Genomic DNA, 17063 nt, shown 5'->3' on the forward strand with positions numbered 1-17063 from the left:
TTCGCAGCTGACGAGTCGGAACGAGGCAACAACGTGTCGAACACTGGTGGACCGCTGACAGGGCTCCGCGTCGTCGAACTCGCGGGCATCGGGCCCGGCCCGCACGCCGCACTGCTGCTGGCCGACCTCGGCGCAGACGTCGTACGAGTCCAACGCGCTGGCCAGGTGTCCCCGCACGACCATCAGCTACGCAGCCGCACCATCGTCGAGGCGAACCTCAAGGATCCCGCCGACATCGAGAAGGTCCTCGGCCTGATCGAGCGCGCCGACGTGCTGATCGAAGGGTTCCGCCCCGGCGTCACCGAACGCCTCGGCCTCGGACCCGACGACGCCCTGGCCCGCAACCCGCGTCTGGTCTACGGCCGGATGACCGGCTGGGGTCAGGAAGGCCCCTGGTCGCAGACCGCCGGCCACGACATCAACTACATCTCCGTCACCGGTGTGCTCAACGCGATCGGCCGCGAGGGCGAGCGGCCCGTGCCGCCACTGAACATGGTCGGCGACTTCGGCGGCGGCTCCATGTTCCTCGTCTTCGGCATCATGGCGGCGCTCTACGAGCGCCAGAGCTCCGGGCAGGGCCAGGTGGTCGACGCAGCGATGGTCGACGGCACCGCCGCACTCTCGCACATGATCTGGTCGTGGCGTGGCGTCGGAGCCTGGAGCGACGACCGTGGCACCAACCTGCTCGACACCGGCGCGCCGTTCTACGACACCTACGAGACCTCCGACGGCCAGTACATGGCAGTCGGCTCGCTCGAGCCACAGTTCTACGCTCAGTTGCTCACCGGATTGGGCCTCGCCGATGCGGACCTGCCGCCGCAGATGGACAAATCTCGCTGGCCCGAGCTGCGCGAGAAGTTCACCGAGACGTTCCTGTCCAAGCCCCGCGACGAGTGGGCCGCGATCTTCGACGGCACCGACGCCTGCGTGTCACCTGTCCTCACCTTCGCCGAGGCACCGAACCACCCGCACATGAAGGATCGCGACTCGCTCATCGACGTCGGCGGCGTCACCCAGCACCGTCCGGCACCGCGGTTCTCCCGCACCGAAAACGGAGTCCCGACGCCACCGCCCTCCACAGCAACCGACATTGGCTCGGTCTGGAGCTGATTGTGCGTCGAACTCGAAGTTGTGGACGGATTTCGGCTGATTTCCGTCCTTAACTTCGAGTTCGCGGTCAGAAGACCAGCGCCGGTTGTTCCGATTCGGCGCTCGGGGCCAGGGCTCGATACGCCGCCGCCGTCGCCATCACCGCGGCCCGAAGCTCTTGCGGCTCACGGGTGTACGGCAGCCTGAGGTAGCGCTCGAAGGCACCCTCGACGCCGAACCTCGGTCCTGCGGCCAGCACTGCGCCGAAGGCGGGAGCGGTGGCAGCGAGTGCACTCGACACCGGTGCGGGTAACTGCAACCACAGCGACATGCCACCCTCGGAGCGTCGGTAACGCCAATCCGGAAGATGTTCGGCCAGAGCATCTTCGAGTACGTCTCGACGCTCACGCAGCTGAGATCGACGGAGCTCGAGCGCCGGTTCCGCGTCCTGCAGCAGGAACGAGGACGCCAACTGATCCATGATCGACGTGCCGAGGTCGTGTGCTGCCCGCGAGCCCGCCAGCTGCGAGACGAGCGACGGATGCGCCCTGATCCATCCGATGCGCAGGCCACCCCAGAACGACTTGGATGCCGACCCGATCGTGACGATATCGGACCCCGAGACCCGCCCGAACGACGCGACCGGTGGGGGTGGTGGGGCGTCGAGCCACAGGTCGACCATGGTCTCGTCGACGATGAGCGTCATGCGCGTGTCACGGGTGATGCGGGCGAGCTCCGCTCGGCCCTCGGCACCCAGCACCTGCCCGGTGGGGTTGTGGAAGTCCGGTATCAGATATGCGACCTTGGCAGCGGTTTGCCTTGCGGCACTGCGGATCCCGTCGAGATCCCAGTCGCCGTCGGCCGGACGCACCGGCACCGGCACGGGACGGGCACCGACTCGCCTGATGGCTTCGAGCGCATTGGGATAGGTCGGATGATCGATCAGCACTCGATCACCGGGCGAGGTCAACGTGCCCAGCAACAGCCGAACTGCCTGCTGCGCACCGGAAGTCACCATGATCTGATCGGCCGTCGTCGGCAGGCCACGCTCGACGAAGCGTTGCGCGATGGCCTCCCGCAGCACCGCCAGACCGATGGGCTCCATGCCGTGCGTCGGCAGATACGTCGGAAGCGCCTGGAGCGCAGACTCGTACGCCGCGGTCATGGTGCCGTCCGCCGCTGCCATTGCCGCGTGGGACATGTCCACCACCGGCCCCGACGGTGTCGTCGACTGAATCAACAATCCATTGGGGGTGGGCGCTGCGGGCAGGGCGACGGTACTGCGCGATCCCTGCCTGCTGATCAAATAGCCCTCGTCGCGCAGGACCGAGTACGAGGACGTGATGGTGGTACGACTGAGATCGAGAGCCGCCGACAGATCACGCTCACTGGGCAGACCGACACCGAGCGGAATGCGACCGTCGTGAATGAGAAGTCGAACGCCGTCGGCCAACGCCCGATACGTCGGACGCGACGCCTTGCGCCTGCCGGATCCGTCCGAGGACGCGTCGCCGCGCCAGCTGCCGAGATCACGGGCCAGTGACGCTGCATTGAGGACTCTCGAAGCCATGCCCACCAGTATTCGCCCACTGGTCTTCGACTTTCAAGTCCATTGAGCTTTCACTGGACTGCCGACCGAGGTCAGGTGAATACTGGACCGATGCCGAGCAGCACGCTCTTCGACACCGCCATCGGCCGTTGCGGCATCGCCTGGACCGACGACGGAGTGGTCGCGGTCGCCCTCCCCGAACCATCGGACGAGGCGATGACGGACTACCTCGCCGGCTTCGGTGCAGTGGAACGACCGGTCGACCCCCTCGCAGCCGAAGCGATCGAGCGAATTGTCGCCCTGCTCGATGGACGTACTGTCGACATGAGCCCGATTCCGCTGGTGCTGGGCGTCTCGGAGTTCGACGCCGCGGTGTACACCGTGTGCAGTGGGATTCCCCGGGGCGCGACACTCACCTACGGCGACATTGCCCGGCGACTCGGCCACCCCGGCGCAGCCCAGGCAGTAGGCGGTGCGCTGGGACGCAATCCTGTACCGATCATCGTCCCGTGTCATCGAGTGCTCGGCGCCGGTACGGAAGTCGGCGGCTTTTCGGCACCGGGTGGTACGAATACCAAACAAAAAATACTGGGCATCGAAGGGGTTCCGGGATTCGACGAGCCGAGATTGTTCTGAATTACTGCCGGATCGAACGAAACTACCCGACCGAATAAAGCGCACGAAACAGGGAGCAAGAATGGGTTTCAGGCAGAAATACCGAAAGCCGAGATGGGTTCATCGACCGCGGACACCAACACGGCTTCCGGTCCCGGGCTGACATCGGATTCCTCGCTCCGACCGCCGATGGTGAATGCACCTACATCCGGCAACCACCCGATAGCTCCGCGCTGAAACAGGTTGTAGCGACCGGATCCAGTGGGCGTCGGACGCTCGTTGCTGATCGGATACCCAAGTGCGCCATAGGGTCCCCCGTGGCCGAGATACCAGTCGAGGATCGGGCCGTGCACTTCGTGCGCGCCGCCTTCGGGGAGAGCGAACACGGTCGCATGGGTGAATTCGAGCATTCCCCCGCCCTCGGGGCCGAGCATGAATTCACCGGCCTGAGCACCGATCCAAGGATGTTCGTATGCGAAGCGATCGAATTGGTAGCTGAAAACTTCCAACCCATTGTAATTTTCAGTCATCGCTCGACCTTTCGTCGCCCAACCTGGCGACAATTATCCACGTCGATCAGCAGCGGCGCCTGACGAATAAGACATATATGTGAAATGGGCTAGTTCAGGAGCTCGAGAATATCGGCCGGAACGAGATCCGTCGCCGTCGGATCGATCACCGCCCGAGACCACGAACCGCCGCTGCCGTCGAGACGAACCAGCTGATCGGGACCGAGTATCCAAAGCTGATCTCCCGCCGACCAGTTCACTCCGTAGCCGTACGCCTCACTGGACGTAGCGGGAGCGCTGTACTGCACCGCTCCGGTGGCGTCGACGATCTGCAGCGTCGGAACACCGTCGATGTCGACGACCTGGGCAGTCGATGCACCTGAAGGAGAGGTCTGCGGGGCGGACAAAGCCACGGGAGCAGGCGGAGTGGTGGTGGTCGGCGGTGGGACGGTCGTTGTTGTCGTTGTCGGAGGGACGGTTGTCGTTGTCGGAGGGACGGTTGTCGTTGTTGCCGGAACTTCGACCGGCGGCGGAGCCGGGGACTCCTCGGTGAGCGACGGATCCGTCGTGGTCGGGGCCGGTGCGACGGTGGACTCCGGGACCAGCGGAGACGTCACCGGCGGTGCAGGTGTGGTGGTCTCGGGAACAATCGTCTGAGGGGCACCGCGGGCGCCGGCCCCGGCGAGAAGCGCAGAGCCACACCGAACGCTGGGGAGAAGATTCAGTGCAGAGGTGGTCGTCGCCATGGTCAACGTGAAACCGTCACTCGGCGCAGAAAACCTGGTGCCGGACACTGTCTGCACCGTGAAGACCCAAGTGCCTGTCCTCGTGCCGAGCAATAGTCCGTTGGAGATGTCGTCCGAGGTTCCCGATACGGTTTCCGTTCGATCGGCTTGACCGTTCTGGATGGATCTTGTGATGGTCCACCGGTACGCGAACCCGGTTCCCGATGGTGGTGTCCACGACATCGTCACAAAATTGCCGATCAATCCGAGTACGCCAGGCTGATTTTCGCATCCGACATTCGTGGGAGCCGGTACCGGCGGCAGGGCGGTAGTGAAGGTGCCGCTGGTCGCTGATATCGAGTCCGTCCATGCTGCAACAGTTGTCGGGGCATTGGCAGAGGCGACTCCGACAGCGCCGACGGTTGCGACTGCGATCGCAACTGTCAGTGTCGACCTGGAATGTCGCCCACCGGACATCTTCGAAGCCGCTTCTCCGTCTGCTCCGGTCGACTCGGTCCGCTTCCTGTCGCGCGGCCTCCAGGCCACCATGAGAAGCACACCGACGAGGACACCTCCGGCGAACACTGCAACCGGACCGCTCAGCCAGGTGACGACGTAGCCCAGCTTGGGTGCGCTGACCAGAACCCGGCCTGCCTCGGTGACGATGTAGGTTTCGAGGTCAGGTTCGGCGTTCGCGTCACCCTTCAGGGTCAACGCTGCGGTTCCGGCGACCTCGTTCACGGCCACGACTCGGTGGGTAATTCTGTCACCCGCGGCGTTGGTCACGTTGACGATATCCCCGACTCGAATGTCTTCCGCTGGCACCGTCCTGCTCAGCGCTAGGGCTCCAGTCTCGATCTCAGGAGCCATCGACCCCGAACGGAAGACCAGCGGAGTGAAGCCGAACAGCAAGGCTCCCAAGGCCGCCGCGACACAGACGAGGCCCGCAAGGGCACCGATGGTCAGGGCGAACTCGCGCAGCAATCGACTGGCCCGTGGGCCGTCGCGCTCGACTTCTTTCGGAATGTCGGTCATGGGCTAGGTCGACGTCGCTTCGAACGAGTAGTTGATCGATCCGGACGCCGCGGGATCCGGCACCGAAGTGCCCAAAGGCATCATGACGCTCATACACATCGGCGCGTTTACGCCTGCACCAAGAGGAACGTTGGCATCGGTGCCGCTCAACTTGAGCGGCTGCGCAGTCAGCGTCAGAGGGGCAAGCGTCCCGAGAAGCGACCCGGTGCACGCGTTGCCCGTAGCCGTCCCTGTGTAGAACGACGTGCTGAGCACGGCTCCGATCGAAGCACCGGAGGCAGCGGCTGTGATCTTGTAGTTGAACGGGACAGTGCCTGCATTGTTGACAATGATGTCGGCAGCCAGAGTGTCCCCGGGTACGAGGTTGAGTTTGTTCAGAGTTGACATGGTTGCCTGGGCATTCGAACCGTTGAGCTGGATATCGATGCGCCCCGTCGTGAATACGCCCGACGTCGCAGTCGCCGTATCCGACCATGCAGCAAGGGTTCCCACCGCGCCGAGACCGAGCACGATGCCTATGGACATGATGGCCCGGGCCCGAGCGCTGATCAGCGCCAGACCGATGCGGCGCAGGACGCTCGAAGAACGGAAATCACTACCGTGACGCGCCATCAGGGCCGCGCCCCTTCCATATCCGCCCGCGCACCCGAAAATTCCGGGCACTCGGAACTGTTGCTGTTGTCCCACTGCACAACGAGATCGACTGCAGCAGAGGAGGATCGGGTTTCGTTTCCGGCAGCTTCGGCCATTGCGATCGTGGCGTCGATGAGCTTCTTCTGCCCGGCCGCGAGGTCGATCCACGCGCAGGATTCGGCCGACTCGCCGCCGCCGATCGAGACGCTCAGGGATCGGAGGAACGCCGGGTTGTCGCTGTCGAAGGTCAGCCAGAGCCGTCCGTCCCGGTCGGTGTCGTTGAACACGTGGAACTGTGATTCACGCGCATCGCCGGGAACCCACCGAATATCGTTGTCGAAGAATGCGCTTCGAAGGGTCGCCGCCCACTCCCTCCCGTCGTCGCTGTACTTGACGGTCTGCGCGCGGGTGGATCCGGCACCGAGGAACAACACGACTGCGACGCCGGCGAAGACGGCCGTGCAGGCGACAAAGGTGCTGTGCCTCACGGCGACTCCTCCTTCCGACTCCGGTGGCGATCGACACCAGCCCCGACGAACATGAACAGTGCATACCCGGCCAATCCGATGACGATGACGGTCACTGTGATCTTTCGCTGTTCACCGTTGAGCCAGTTGTTGACGTAGCCCATGTACGGCACCGAGTACCAGACTTTTCCGCGAATCTGCCCGATCTGCACCGGGTTCTCATCGTCGGATCCGTTGTTGTCCCCGCGTGTGACATAGGTGGTGATGCCTTCCCCGCTCTGCTGGGTCGCCACGATGCGGTGAGTCACCACTTCGGGCTCGCCCGAACGGATTTGATAGGTGATCGCAGTTCCGACCTCCAGCTCGTCTGCCGCTGCGGGCTTGACCACAACCAGGCTTCCCGGTGGGTACGACGGCTTCATCGAGCTGGTGAGAATCGTGTAGGGCGTCGAACCGGTGACTTTCGGAACGACGACGGTCACCCCGAGGACGAACAACATCGCCGCCAGAAGCGTGTACGACGCGATCCGGCTCACCCACCACCAGGCACCGGTCCGGTTCTCCTCGGACACGTCTGTCACGGTTTCGATCACGTCCGTGTCGTCGTCGGCATTCATGTCTGGTCCGCCCGGAACGAGAAGGTCACCGTCGACGACGCGCTCTGCGGCGGGGTGGCACCGACGGCGAGCCGAAAGCACCACACTTCGGTGGCACCTGCAGCCAAAAGTCTGGCCGCCGGTGCCACCGGAGCTTGAGCGCCACTGGCATTTCCGCTGTACAACTGTGTCGTCGGCCCCGTCGGTGCACCTGTCGCCGGGCAATTCGTCTCGGCCGCAACAGTTGTCGCAGTCAACACAAGGGGAACCGTTCCGGTCGAGGTGGTTCCCTGCAGCCGAAAGTTGAACGGAACGTTGCCGGAGTTCCGGATCGAGAGCGGCGCCTGGGAGAAACCGTTCGGTCCGAGATTGGCCGAACCGAGTGCAGCGAGAACGTAATCGTTCACTTCCGCTCCGTTCGGGCCGACCTTGATGTCCAAGGTGCCGGAGTTGATGGTCCCGCCGGCAACGATCTGCTCGTCACGCCACAGCGCGCCCGTCGCCTGTGCTGATCCGAAGACCACCACAGCGACGGATGCGGCTGCGAGCGCCCAATACCGGCCGTGCTTGTTCGTCACTGCTCAGGGAAGGGGACGAACCTGGTCGAGCGTCAGGGTGAAGGCATTCAGATTGACGCTTCCGTTCTGAGCGATCAGGCCGGTTGTAGCTTCGTTGAATACGAGTGTGACCTTCACAGTGATTTCCTGGGGGGACGTCGTCAGCGGCAATTCGACCGCTGCTCCGTTCGGGAGCGGTACGCCCGTTCCCACCGAGACCTGCGCTGAGGCAGCCAATGCCGCAGCGAGCTGCGTCGAACCCGCCGTCGGAGTCGTCCCCGCGGCGGCAACCTGGCTGAAATTCGCAGTGATCGTTGCTTCCAGGTTCTCGCCTGCGAAATTCACGTCGTAGGTCGTGTCGTAGGTCAGGACGTCGCCGGGCACGATGAGGTAACCGGACGGGTCGGGTCCGATCGTGACATCACCACCGATGTCGTCGGAGACGTCTGTCCACACCCCTGGATCACCCGTTGGTGCGAAGTTGAGCTCGCCCGAGTTGATGGTGCCACCCGCGACCGTTTCGGTGTCCTGCCACAGTGCGTAGGATCCCAAACCGCCGAGCAGCAGTACAGCTGCCGCCCCCGCGGCTATGGCGCCCTTGGTTGCCTTGTTCATTCGTTGTCGCTTTCTTCGGTGGCCTTGTTCTGAGGCCGGAGGGGGGTGACCCGGTATGGGTCGGTCGGCCATCCGAAGAGGCCTCCGCAACTGGGTGCGATGCCCATTGTTTCGGCACGACTTCCTCGCCCGTTACCCAAGTGATGGTAAAAGTCCGAGGGAATGTTCAGCCGCCCGTTTCGTACTTTTGGTTTACACATAAAGTTGGTTTGTAAAGCTACTTGGATTACGAAAACCGCCGTCTTGTGGCGGATCCTTCGAGGTGGAGCATCTGATTTCAGCGAACGTAGTGTGCTTCTGCTTGATTTTCCTGCTCTACTCGCTGTTTCGGTGCGCTGCCGGCAACCGGCTTCCGACGCCCGTGTCCGGGCAGGAAAAAGCCCCGAGGCTCTACGCCTCGGGGCTTGAATTTCGCAGTGGTTGCCTACCGCAGAATGTCGCGTCGAACGATGGTTTCGTCGCGGCCCGGTCCGACTCCGATGCACGACATGTACGCACCCGAGAGCTCTTCGAGACGCAGCACGTAGTTCTGCGCGTTGATCGGCAGTTCCTCGAACGTGCGGGCACCGGAGATGTCTTCCCACCAACCGGGCATCTCTTCGTAGATCGGCTTGGCGTGATGGAAACCGGTCTGCGTCATCGGCATTTCGTCGTGCCGCACCCCGTCGACGTCGTACGCGACACAGATGGGCACCGTGTCCAGGCTGGAGAGCACGTCGAGCTTGGTCAGGAAGTAATCGGTGATGCCGTTGACGCGGGTGGCGTATCGCGCGATGACGGCGTCGAACCAGCCGGTGCGTCGAGCACGCCCGGTGGTGACGCCCACCTCGCCGCCCTGCTTTGCCAAGTACTCACCGTAATTGTCGAACAACTCCGTCGGGAACGGTCCCGAGCCGACACGCGTCGTGTACGCCTTCAGGATGCCGAGGACGGTCCCGATCTTGTTGGGGCCGATGCCGGAACCGACCGACGCGCCGCCCGCAGTCGGGTTCGAGGACGTGACGTATGGGTAGGTGCCGTGGTCGACGTCGAGCAGAGTGCCCTGCGACCCCTCGAGCAATATGGTCTCGCCGCGCTCGAGCGCGAGGTTGAGCTGCAACCTGGTGTCGGTGATGCGGTGCTTGAAGCCCTCGGCCTGCTCGAGCACCTCATCGACTACCTGCTGTGAGTCCAGCGCCCGCCGGTTGTAGATCTTCGAGAGCACCTGGTTCTTGAATTCCAGTGCGGCCTCGACCTTTTGGGTCAGGATCTTCTCGTCGAGCACATCGGCTGCGCGGACGCCGACGCGAGCGATCTTGTCCTGATAGCAGGGCCCGATACCGCGGCCGGTGGTTCCGATCTTCTTGGCACCGAGGAAGCGTTCGGTCACCTTGTCGATGGCGACGTGGTACGGCATGATCAGGTGCGCATCGGCGCTGAGCAGCAGGTTCGTGGTATCGACGTCACGCTTCTCGAGGCCTTCGAGCTCGGTGAGCAGCACACCCGGGTCCACGACGACGCCGTTGCCGATGACGTTCTTCACGCCGGGCGTGAGAATTCCCGACGGGATCAGGTGCAACGCGAACTTGTCGCCGTTCGGAAGGACGACGGTGTGACCGGCGTTGTTGCCGCCCTGGTAGCGAACGACCCACTGAAGGCGTTCGCCGAACAGGTCGGTGGCTTTGCCTTTGCCCTCGTCGCCCCACTGGGCGCCGATCAGGACTATCGCCGGCATGTGCTCTCCTACGTTGCTTTCGTGCGAGGACGCGCTGCAAATACTGCTCGATCGAACGCAGCCGTCACCATTTGCCGCAGGCGCGACAGTGGCCGGGGGAACAGTCTAGCCGAGGCGGTGAGCTGGCCCGCATGCCGCTACGGTGGAGCCGAAACGAGGGCACTATGGTCGTTCGAGGGTTCGACGAAGATCTAGGAGCGCCGTGACACCGTTCGTTCTGCACTGCGGAAATCCGCCGTTGCCGATCACGCTGACCGACGTCCCACTGCGCACCGCCGATGCAGTACCGACAGACGACGACTGCAGCGCGATCTTCTCCGACATCGAATCCGCACCGGCCCCCCGCATCATCGTCCTGGGCAGCGACGCGTCCCTGGCGGCCGTACTGACCCGATTGATGCGCACCGATCGTCTGCACGTCGAAGTCGCGTTCGTACCGGAGACCGCAACCGACGCCGCCCACATCTACAAGCTCGGAACCGGATCCCGTGCCGCAAAGGTGGCACTGACGGGCAAGGCGTCGAGCACCCCCCTCATTCGCGACGACGCAGGCAAGGCCGTTGTCGGTCGGGCGCTCCTCGGCGGTGCCGGCGGCGCGGAACTCGAGGGCGAGGCGTACGTCGACGACACTCGGTTGTTCTCCGGAGTCGTACCAGGCGTCGAGGTGGCACCGACCCCGGAACTGCCGGGACTGCGCGCGCGGGTGATCAGCCGTCGACGATTTCTGCCTCGCCGCTGGGTGAGCGGACGGGCGATGCAGCTCGGCTCCCCCGCCGCAGACCTGATGCGCGACGGCATCGCCGGCGACCGAACGGTGAAGCGGTCGACGTTCTATCGTCACCACGAAGAGTGGCTACTGGTCCGATGACCGTTCCGCTGCGCCGCAGTCCCGTTCTGCCGAGCCCGGTGTTCGTTGCCGTCCTCGCCGTCGCGGGAGTGGGCGGCGCACTCGCGTGGACGGCCGAGGACGTCACGTCGTTCACCGCGCGCCTCGGAGTGTTCGTCCTTGTACTGGCCGGCTGGATCGCCTCGGTGTGCCTGCACGAATTCGGTCACGCATTCACCGCATTCCGCGCCGGCGACCGAGAGGTCGAACTCCGCGGCTATCTGACGCTCAACCCGCTGAAGTACACCCACCCGCTGCTCTCGATCGTCTTACCGGTGGTGTTCATCGCGATCGGCGGAATCGGACTTCCGGGCGGGGCCGTGTACCTGCGGACCGGGCAGTTCTCGGCGTCCACGCAGCGGCGCATCGCCCTCGCCGGCCCCTTCGCCAATGCCGTTGTCGCCGTGGCACTCCTGATCGTCATTCGCATGTTCGGCACCGACGGCACTCATCAGGCCTTCTGGTACGGGCTCAGCTTCCTGGCGTTCCTGCAGATCATGGCCACGATCCTGAACCTGATTCCGGTACCCGGACTCGACGGCTACGCCGCACTCGAGCCCTCGCTCTCGCCCGCCACCCGTGCATCGCTCAACCAGTTCAAGGGCTACGGAATCCTCGTGCTCGTCGCGTTGCTGTTCGTGCCCGCAGTCAACTCCGTATTCTTCGGTGCGATCTACACCCTGTTCGGGCTGTCCGGTGTTCCCGAGTTCTTCGCAGGCAACGGCAACTACCTGATGCGATTCTGGCTGTGACGGCTGGTTCATCCAGGAGCAGCGGGAAGAATTGCACGGTTTCGAGCGCGATCGACGGGATTCCGTCGATGCAGGCAGGTTCTGTGCAAACTCTCCCGATTGTGTCGGTGGTCGGTCGCATAATTTCCCCATGACGACGTGGAACGACTTCTCGACGGCAGCACCGAGCCTGGCATCGGCGGTGCGCGCCAGATTCACCGCCCACAAGCACCATGTACTCGCGACGCTCCGGGTGGACGGCTCACCGCGCGTCAGCGGAACCGAGGTCGAGTTCGACGACAGCGGCGTACTACGCCTCGGCTCGATGCTCGGAGCCGTCAAAGCACGAGATCTGCAGCGCGACGGACGGTTCGCGCTGCACAGCAATCCGGGTCACCATTCGATGGAAGGCGGAGACGCGAAGATCGGCGGGCGTGCCGTCGAAATCACCGATCCTGCTGTGCTGCAACCGATATTCGACGCCGCACCGGGCGAGCTGGTGCCGTACCACGTGTTCGATCTCGACATCACCGAGGTCGTACTGACCTCACTGGTGGACGATCACATGCAGATCGACGTGTGGCATCCCGGCTCCGACGTACACACCGTCACCAGGTGAGCTCTTCCTTGCAGGTTCGGCCGTGCGCGGCGGGTTCGACCTGCACCGTGGCGTGGTCGAGGCCGTAGCCGGACAGCAACGACTTGGCACGATCGAGCACCATCGACGACGACCCCTCGCATTCGAGGTGCACTGTGGCCACATCCATTCCGGTGGTGAGTGTCCACACGTGCAGGTCGTGCACTCCCGTCACGCCCGGTAGCGCGCGCAGGTCGCCGGTCAGCGCGTCGACGTCGACATTTGCCGGGCTCGCCTGGGTGAGGATGCGCAGCGCCGACCCGGCGAGCTTGATCGCACGCGGAATGACCCACAGCGAGATCAGGACGCCGACGACGATGTCCGCCCACGTCCACCCGAACACGACCATCAGCACACCGGCCACGAGCACGCCGACGCTACCGACCGCATCGGCCAGAACCTCCATGTACGCACCGCGGACGGCCAGGGAATCCTTGGCGTCGCCGCGAATGAGCAGCATCACGACGATGTTGGCCGCGAGACCGGCCGTCGCGGTGAGAATCAGTGGTACGCCGGGAATTTCAGGAGCATCGCCGATGCGTGAAATCGCCTCGTACATGATGAACGCCGCAACACCGAGCAACAGAACGGCATTTGCGATGGCGGTCAACACTTCTGCCCGATGCCAGCCGAATGTTCTTGCCGCTGCTGCACTTCCCTTGCGAGCGAGCATCAACGCGATCAGACCCATCGACATGCCGAGCACATCGGTGAGCATGTGGCCGGCGTCGGCGAGCAGGCCGAGCGACCCGATAGCCAGGGCCACGGATGCCTCGACGACGAGGAACACCACCAGGATCGCCAGCGCGACGACCATCTTGCGCACCCGAGACCTGGGCGGCCCCGCACCTGCGGGCGAGTGACCGCCCGCGCCGTGGCTGTGCCCGTGACCCGCGCCCATGACTCCCCCTGGTGACCGATGTCGACTTCCGGAAGTCACCATATGCGTACATACGCATATATGCAATGGTGTGCTCGGGTCACAACTCCGGCGGGACGTGCGGATGGTCCACCGTCGGTGGAAGTGTCGCCAATGCAGAAATACGCTTGAGCCCGGCGACCTGAAGCAAGTCGACGATGATCGATCGCAACTGCGCCAGCACCACCGTCGCCGACAGACCGGCGTTCGAGATCAACTCCGGCTTGGCACCGGCCGCAACCGACCTCAACACTCGCGCTGCTTCTGCCGCGTCGGGCTTCTGTCCCGGATCGGCGAGGATCATCTGCCGCAACACCTCCACCGCATGCGCCAACTTCTCCACCTCGTCGACGACACGCGGATCGAGAATCTCGTCGTCGCGCACCAACGTCAGCGACCGGCGCGCGAGCACCCGGATATTGCGGACGGCGTTGTCGATGGGATCGGCCGTGGCCGCGAGCGCCGCAAGACGATTGCGGTGGTTCCAATACATCGGAGAGATTCGCGCGATCTCCCGGCCGCCCTTGAGGTCGGTCCGCAGAGCATCGATACCGGACTGCGTCGCACGCGCCTTGCGCAACGCCTCCTCGATCGGTTTGGGATCGTTGGCCACCAAACCGTCGGCCACCTTCTGCAACACAGTCGCAGCCGTCGCCAACACGCTCGCCGCATCCTTACGGGCTCGCCACACCGGATGCGTCGGGATCAACGCCACGATCGCGATGCCCACCAGGCCACCGACCAACGCGTCGACCATGCGGTTGGGGCCACCCATGTTGCCGGGTGGAATGAGTGTCGCGACCAGCACGGCGGACGATCCGGCCTGCATCGCGATGATCGGGCCGCCGTCGAGGAACACCGCAGCCGACATCGCCAACACCACGACCAGAGCGATCTGCCACGGACCGCTTCCGATCAGTGAGATGAGCAGATCTCCGATGCCGATGCCCACCGTCACTCCGACGACGAGCTCGGCCGATCGGCGCACTCGAGCACCGAGCGAGACGCCCAGCGAGACGACAGCGGCGATCGGCGCGAAGAACGGGCTCTCGTGACCGACGATGTCCGTCGCGACGAACCACGCCACACCTGCCGCCAACGCGCACTGAATGATGGGCAGCAGCGACAACTTCAGCCGAGCGCTGCCCGATTTCACTCGGGTTCGGCCGCGCACCCGGCTGGCGCGGGCCCGGTCAGCCCAGGCCGAGCGCTTCTGCTGCCTTGGGGTCACAGTCTTCGAGGAGGTCGAGGCAGCGGGCGTACTCGTCGTGCTCGTTGATGTCGCGGGCCGCTTTGGCGAGGACTGCGACGCATCGGAGGAATCCTCGGTTGGGCTCATGGCTGTACGGGACCGGCCCGAATCCCTTCCATCCGTTACGACGCAACTGGTCCAGACCTCGGTGGTAACCGGTACGAGCATAGGCGTACGCCGTGATGGTGGCACCGGACTCGAGGGCGGCCTCGGCCAGGTACGCCCACGCGATGGACGCCGTCGGGTGCGCCGCCGCGACAGCCTCGGGCGCTTCGTGGTTCAGCAGCGCGGATTCGGCCTCGTCGTCTCCGGGCAACAGTGTGGGTTGGGGTCCGAGCAGATCACCGAAAGAAGTCATGGCGCTCATTGTGCCCTTACGTCACCGAATCGTGTCCGAACACCCCCGGTGGCGCTCGCGGCGAGCGGCACACCCGGTCGATAGGCTGCCAGCTGACGAAATCGAGAACCTCCGAGTTCTCGGATGAATTCGGTGAACGAGGGAGAACGCATGCCGGACGAGAAGAAGAAGGCGCCCTCCGAGGCCGACGCGGCCACCGAGAAGATCGATCTGGGCAAGAAGAAGCAGGTCGACGAGCCCGCCGACCCTCCGACCGAGAAGATCGTCACTGCCCCAGCCGAGGAACCGGCAGCGGAGGCGAAGCCGGTCGCGAAGCCGACTGCGGCCCCGCGTCGCATCCCGCCGCGAAACCCGTCCGGCGCTCCGGCGAAAGATGTTGCGGCAGAGAAGAAATCACCAGCCGCCGTGCCGCAGCCGGTCGGGCCGAGGAAGATCGAGCCGCAACAACCGAGACCGAAGCAGGTCGGTCCCCAGCGCGTCGGTCCCCCGCCGACGGAACCCGGCAAACCGAGTCGGAAGAAATGGTGGGCGGCGCTGGTGGCTGCGGTTGTCGTGGTCGCGGCAGTCGCCGCCGGTGCGTATCTGCTGATCGACCGTACGAGCGTCGACGACTCCCCGGAGGCCCGGATCAGAACGACCGTCGAGTCGTTCACCCGCGCATTGGCCGACGGCGACCTCGCCACGCTGCGCAGTACCTCGTGCGGTGACCTCGCGACCTTCTACCGAGACATCCCGGACGCGGAATTCACCGATGTCCACCGCGTCTCGGCCGAGCAGGGCAACATCCCGACCCTCGACAGCATCGACGCCATCCAGGTCGGCGACGACACCACCGCGATCGCCCAGGTCATCGCGCACACCGAGGCCAACCCGAACGATCGATCGCCGCGCACCTTCGACCTGCGCCTCGAGGGCGATCAATGGAAGGTGTGCAGCTGACGCTGCAGTGGCGCGGACAGGCGCCCCAGAGGGCACTTATCCACGCCACTGCCGGCTAGCCGGCACTCACGCTGCGACCGGCGGACTTGAGGTCGTTGCAGGCCTCGACGACGCGGGCGGTCATGCCGGCCTCTGCCTTCTTGAGGTAGCTGCGCGGGTCGTAGGCCTTCTTGTTGCCGACCTCGCCGTCGATCTTCAGAACGCCGTCGTAGTTGGAGAAGAAGTGTCCGGCGATGGGACGGCTGAACGCGTACTGGGTGTCGGTGTCGACGTTCATCTTCACCACGCCGTACTCGAGAGCCTCTTCGATCTCGCTCTTCGCCGAGCCCGATCCGCCGTGGAAGACGAAGTCGAACGGCTTGGAACCCGATGCCAGGCCCAGCTTCTCCGACGCGACCTTCTGGCCGTCCGCCAGCACCGACGGCTTGAGCTTGACGTTGCCCGGCTTGTAGACGCCGTGCACGTTGCCGAACGTCGCCGCCAGCAGGTAGCGCGAGCCTGCGTCGCCTGCGCCGAGGGCCTCGACGGTCTTGAGGAAGTCCTCGTTGGAGGTGTAGAGCTTGTCGTTGATCTCCGCCTCGACGCCGTCTTCCTCGCCGCCGACGACACCGATCTCGACCTCGAGAATGATGTTCGCTGCCGCCGCGCGGGCGAGCAGGTCCTTGGCGATCTCGAGGTTCTCGTCGATCGGGATGGCCGAGCCGTCCCACATGTGCGACTGGAACAGCGGGTTCTTGCCTGCATCGACGCGCTCCTGCGAGATCGCGATGAGCGGCCGAACGTAGGTGTCCAGCTTGTCCTTGGGGCAGTGGTCGGTGTGCAGAGCGATGGTGACGTCGTACTTGGCGGCGATCACGTGCGCGAACTCGGCGAGCGCCACAGCGCCGACGACCATGTCCTTGATGCCCAGTCCCGACCCGAACTCGGCTCCACCGGTCGAGAACTGGATGATGCCGTCGCTACCCGCGTCGGCGAAGCCCTTGATGGCGGCGTTGATGGACTCGGAACCCACACAGTTGATTGCCGGAAAGGCGAACTTGTGTTCCTTCGCCCGGCCCAGCATCTCGGCGTAGACCTCGGGAGTTGCGATAGGCACGGCGTCATTCCTCCATTGAAAAGTTCGGTTGTGTCCTGTGCAGTATGGCAACCTCCGAGCCCGGTGTCGTGCGTACCCGCATCGCTGACGTCATTACGCGGGAGATCGAACAGGGCAGCGTGTTCACAGCCGGGCGACACC

Annotated in this window: 19 protein-coding genes; 6 read left to right on the forward strand and 13 right to left on the reverse strand. The window is 64.5% G+C overall.

Annotated features, from left to right (window positions below; genetic code table 11):
- Positions 1-33: 33 nt before the first annotated feature.
- Positions 34-1110, forward strand: coding sequence for a CaiB/BaiF CoA-transferase family protein (locus AB0362_RS09600; protein ID WP_317533930.1), 1077 nt, complete (start codon positions 34-36; stop codon positions 1108-1110).
- A 67-nt stretch (positions 1111-1177) separates the two neighbouring features.
- Here the strand turns inward: AB0362_RS09600 and AB0362_RS09605 are convergent, their stop codons facing one another.
- Complete coding sequence (locus AB0362_RS09605; protein ID WP_068053970.1) at positions 1178-2659, reverse strand: PLP-dependent aminotransferase family protein; 1482 nt, start codon at positions 2657-2659, stop codon at positions 1178-1180.
- A gap of 90 nt (positions 2660-2749) precedes the next feature.
- Here AB0362_RS09605 and AB0362_RS09610 point away from each other — a divergent pair, with 90 nt between their 5' ends.
- The gene (locus tag AB0362_RS09610; protein WP_317809668.1) at positions 2750-3274 is read left to right on the forward strand and encodes a methylated-DNA--[protein]-cysteine S-methyltransferase; all 525 of its coding nucleotides are present in this window, start codon (positions 2750-2752) and stop codon (positions 3272-3274) included.
- Between the two features lie 68 nt (positions 3275-3342).
- On the opposite strand, the gene AB0362_RS09615 is transcribed toward AB0362_RS09610, so the two are convergent.
- The 8 genes from AB0362_RS09615 to AB0362_RS09650 all read right to left on the reverse strand — a co-directional run bounded on the left by AB0362_RS09615 (position 3343) and on the right by AB0362_RS09650 (position 10104).
- On the reverse strand, positions 3343-3783 hold the full coding sequence (locus tag AB0362_RS09615) for an LGFP repeat-containing protein (protein ID WP_149406522.1): 441 nt from the start codon (positions 3781-3783) through the stop codon (positions 3343-3345).
- Positions 3784-3872: 89 nt separating this feature from the next.
- The gene (locus AB0362_RS09620) at positions 3873-5522 is read right to left on the reverse strand and encodes a signal peptidase I (RefSeq protein ID WP_317809666.1); all 1650 of its coding nucleotides are present in this window, start codon (positions 5520-5522) and stop codon (positions 3873-3875) included.
- Between the two features lie 3 nt (positions 5523-5525).
- Positions 5526-6185: a TasA family protein gene (locus tag AB0362_RS09625; protein ID WP_317809665.1), complete on the reverse strand. Its 660-nt coding sequence runs from the start codon at positions 6183-6185 to the stop codon at positions 5526-5528.
- A complete protein-coding gene (locus AB0362_RS09630; RefSeq protein ID WP_317809663.1) occupies positions 6134-6643 on the reverse strand; it encodes a hypothetical protein in 510 nt (169 codons plus the stop codon). Before AB0362_RS09630 ends, AB0362_RS09625 begins: the two co-directional genes overlap by 52 nt.
- Positions 6640-7239 (reverse strand): signal peptidase I, encoded by a 600-nt coding sequence (locus AB0362_RS09635; protein ID WP_317809662.1) that lies wholly within the window; start codon positions 7237-7239, stop codon positions 6640-6642. Before AB0362_RS09635 ends, AB0362_RS09630 begins: the two co-directional genes overlap by 4 nt.
- Positions 7236-7796, reverse strand: coding sequence for a hypothetical protein (locus AB0362_RS09640; RefSeq protein WP_317809660.1), 561 nt, complete (start codon positions 7794-7796; stop codon positions 7236-7238). Before AB0362_RS09640 ends, AB0362_RS09635 begins: the two co-directional genes overlap by 4 nt.
- Positions 7797-7799: 3 nt before the next feature.
- The gene (locus tag AB0362_RS09645) at positions 7800-8390 is read right to left on the reverse strand and encodes an alternate-type signal peptide domain-containing protein (RefSeq protein ID WP_317809658.1); all 591 of its coding nucleotides are present in this window, start codon (positions 8388-8390) and stop codon (positions 7800-7802) included.
- A gap of 424 nt (positions 8391-8814) precedes the next feature.
- A complete protein-coding gene (locus AB0362_RS09650) occupies positions 8815-10104 on the reverse strand; it encodes an adenylosuccinate synthase (RefSeq protein WP_094640959.1) in 1290 nt (429 codons plus the stop codon).
- 202 nt (positions 10105-10306) lie between these two features.
- Here AB0362_RS09650 and AB0362_RS09655 point away from each other — a divergent pair, with 202 nt between their 5' ends.
- From AB0362_RS09655 to AB0362_RS09665, 3 genes are all read left to right on the forward strand, one after another.
- Positions 10307-10972 carry a hypothetical protein gene (locus AB0362_RS09655; RefSeq protein WP_068053919.1) on the forward strand — a complete coding sequence of 222 codons (666 nt, stop codon included), beginning with the start codon at positions 10307-10309 and terminating at the stop codon, positions 10970-10972.
- Positions 10969-11742: a site-2 protease family protein gene (locus AB0362_RS09660; protein ID WP_149406515.1), complete on the forward strand. Its 774-nt coding sequence runs from the start codon at positions 10969-10971 to the stop codon at positions 11740-11742. Before AB0362_RS09655 ends, AB0362_RS09660 begins: the two co-directional genes overlap by 4 nt.
- Positions 11743-11872: 130 nt before the next feature.
- Positions 11873-12340, forward strand: a complete 468-nt coding sequence (locus AB0362_RS09665) for a pyridoxamine 5'-phosphate oxidase family protein (protein ID WP_317533923.1) — start codon at positions 11873-11875, stop codon at positions 12338-12340.
- Here the strand turns inward: AB0362_RS09665 and AB0362_RS09670 are convergent.
- From AB0362_RS09670 to AB0362_RS09680, 3 genes are all read right to left on the reverse strand, one after another.
- Positions 12330-13259, reverse strand: a complete 930-nt coding sequence (locus AB0362_RS09670; protein WP_317533922.1) for a cation diffusion facilitator family transporter — start codon at positions 13257-13259, stop codon at positions 12330-12332. The genes AB0362_RS09665 and AB0362_RS09670 overlap by 11 nt on opposite strands.
- Before the next feature lie 79 nt (positions 13260-13338).
- Positions 13339-14433: an FUSC family protein gene (locus AB0362_RS09675; RefSeq protein ID WP_317533921.1), complete on the reverse strand. Its 1095-nt coding sequence runs from the start codon at positions 14431-14433 to the stop codon at positions 13339-13341.
- A 37-nt stretch (positions 14434-14470) separates the two neighbouring features.
- On the reverse strand, positions 14471-14887 hold the full coding sequence (locus tag AB0362_RS09680) for a DUF3151 domain-containing protein (RefSeq protein WP_068053907.1): 417 nt from the start codon (positions 14885-14887) through the stop codon (positions 14471-14473).
- A gap of 150 nt (positions 14888-15037) precedes the next feature.
- On the opposite strand from AB0362_RS09680, the gene AB0362_RS09685 reads away from it, so the two are divergent.
- Entirely contained in the window at positions 15038-15826 is a 789-nt protein-coding gene (locus AB0362_RS09685) for a hypothetical protein (RefSeq protein WP_317533920.1), read from the forward strand.
- A 55-nt stretch (positions 15827-15881) separates the two neighbouring features.
- Here the strand turns inward: AB0362_RS09685 and fbaA are convergent, their stop codons facing one another.
- Positions 15882-16922, reverse strand: coding sequence for a class II fructose-bisphosphate aldolase (gene fbaA / locus AB0362_RS09690; protein WP_317533919.1), 1041 nt, complete (start codon positions 16920-16922; stop codon positions 15882-15884).
- Positions 16923-17063 lie beyond the last annotated feature (141 nt).

Source organism: Rhodococcus sp. NPDC079359 (assembly GCF_040702585.1).
Classification (GTDB): Bacteria; Actinomycetota; Actinomycetes; order Mycobacteriales; family Mycobacteriaceae; genus Rhodococcoides.

Excerpts from the sequence above, each read along its gene's own strand:
- AB0362_RS09615 (WP_149406522.1), bottom strand. The coding sequence starts at position 3,783 with ATGACTGAAAATTACAATGGGTTGGAAGTTTTCAGCTACCAATTCGAT.
- AB0362_RS09645 (WP_317809658.1), bottom strand. The coding sequence starts at position 8,390 with ATGAACAAGGCAACCAAGGGCGCCATAGCCGCGGGGGCGGCAGCTGTA.
- AB0362_RS09650 (WP_094640959.1), bottom strand. The coding sequence starts at position 10,104 with ATGCCGGCGATAGTCCTGATCGGCGCCCAGTGGGGCGACGAGGGCAAA.
- AB0362_RS09605 (WP_068053970.1), bottom strand. The coding sequence starts at position 2,659 with ATGGCTTCGAGAGTCCTCAATGCAGCGTCACTGGCCCGTGATCTCGGC.
- AB0362_RS09620 (WP_317809666.1), bottom strand. The coding sequence starts at position 5,522 with ATGACCGACATTCCGAAAGAAGTCGAGCGCGACGGCCCACGGGCCAGT.
- AB0362_RS09635 (WP_317809662.1), bottom strand. The coding sequence starts at position 7,239 with ATGAATGCCGACGACGACACGGACGTGATCGAAACCGTGACAGACGTG.
- AB0362_RS09665 (WP_317533923.1), top strand. The coding sequence starts at position 11,873 with ATGACGACGTGGAACGACTTCTCGACGGCAGCACCGAGCCTGGCATCG.
- AB0362_RS09680 (WP_068053907.1), bottom strand. The coding sequence starts at position 14,887 with ATGACTTCTTTCGGTGATCTGCTCGGACCCCAACCCACACTGTTGCCC.
- AB0362_RS09685 (WP_317533920.1), top strand. The coding sequence starts at position 15,038 with ATGCCGGACGAGAAGAAGAAGGCGCCCTCCGAGGCCGACGCGGCCACC.
- AB0362_RS09670 (WP_317533922.1), bottom strand. The coding sequence starts at position 13,259 with ATGGGCGCGGGTCACGGGCACAGCCACGGCGCGGGCGGTCACTCGCCC.
- AB0362_RS09660 (WP_149406515.1), top strand. The coding sequence starts at position 10,969 with ATGACCGTTCCGCTGCGCCGCAGTCCCGTTCTGCCGAGCCCGGTGTTC.
- AB0362_RS09610 (WP_317809668.1), top strand. The coding sequence starts at position 2,750 with ATGCCGAGCAGCACGCTCTTCGACACCGCCATCGGCCGTTGCGGCATC.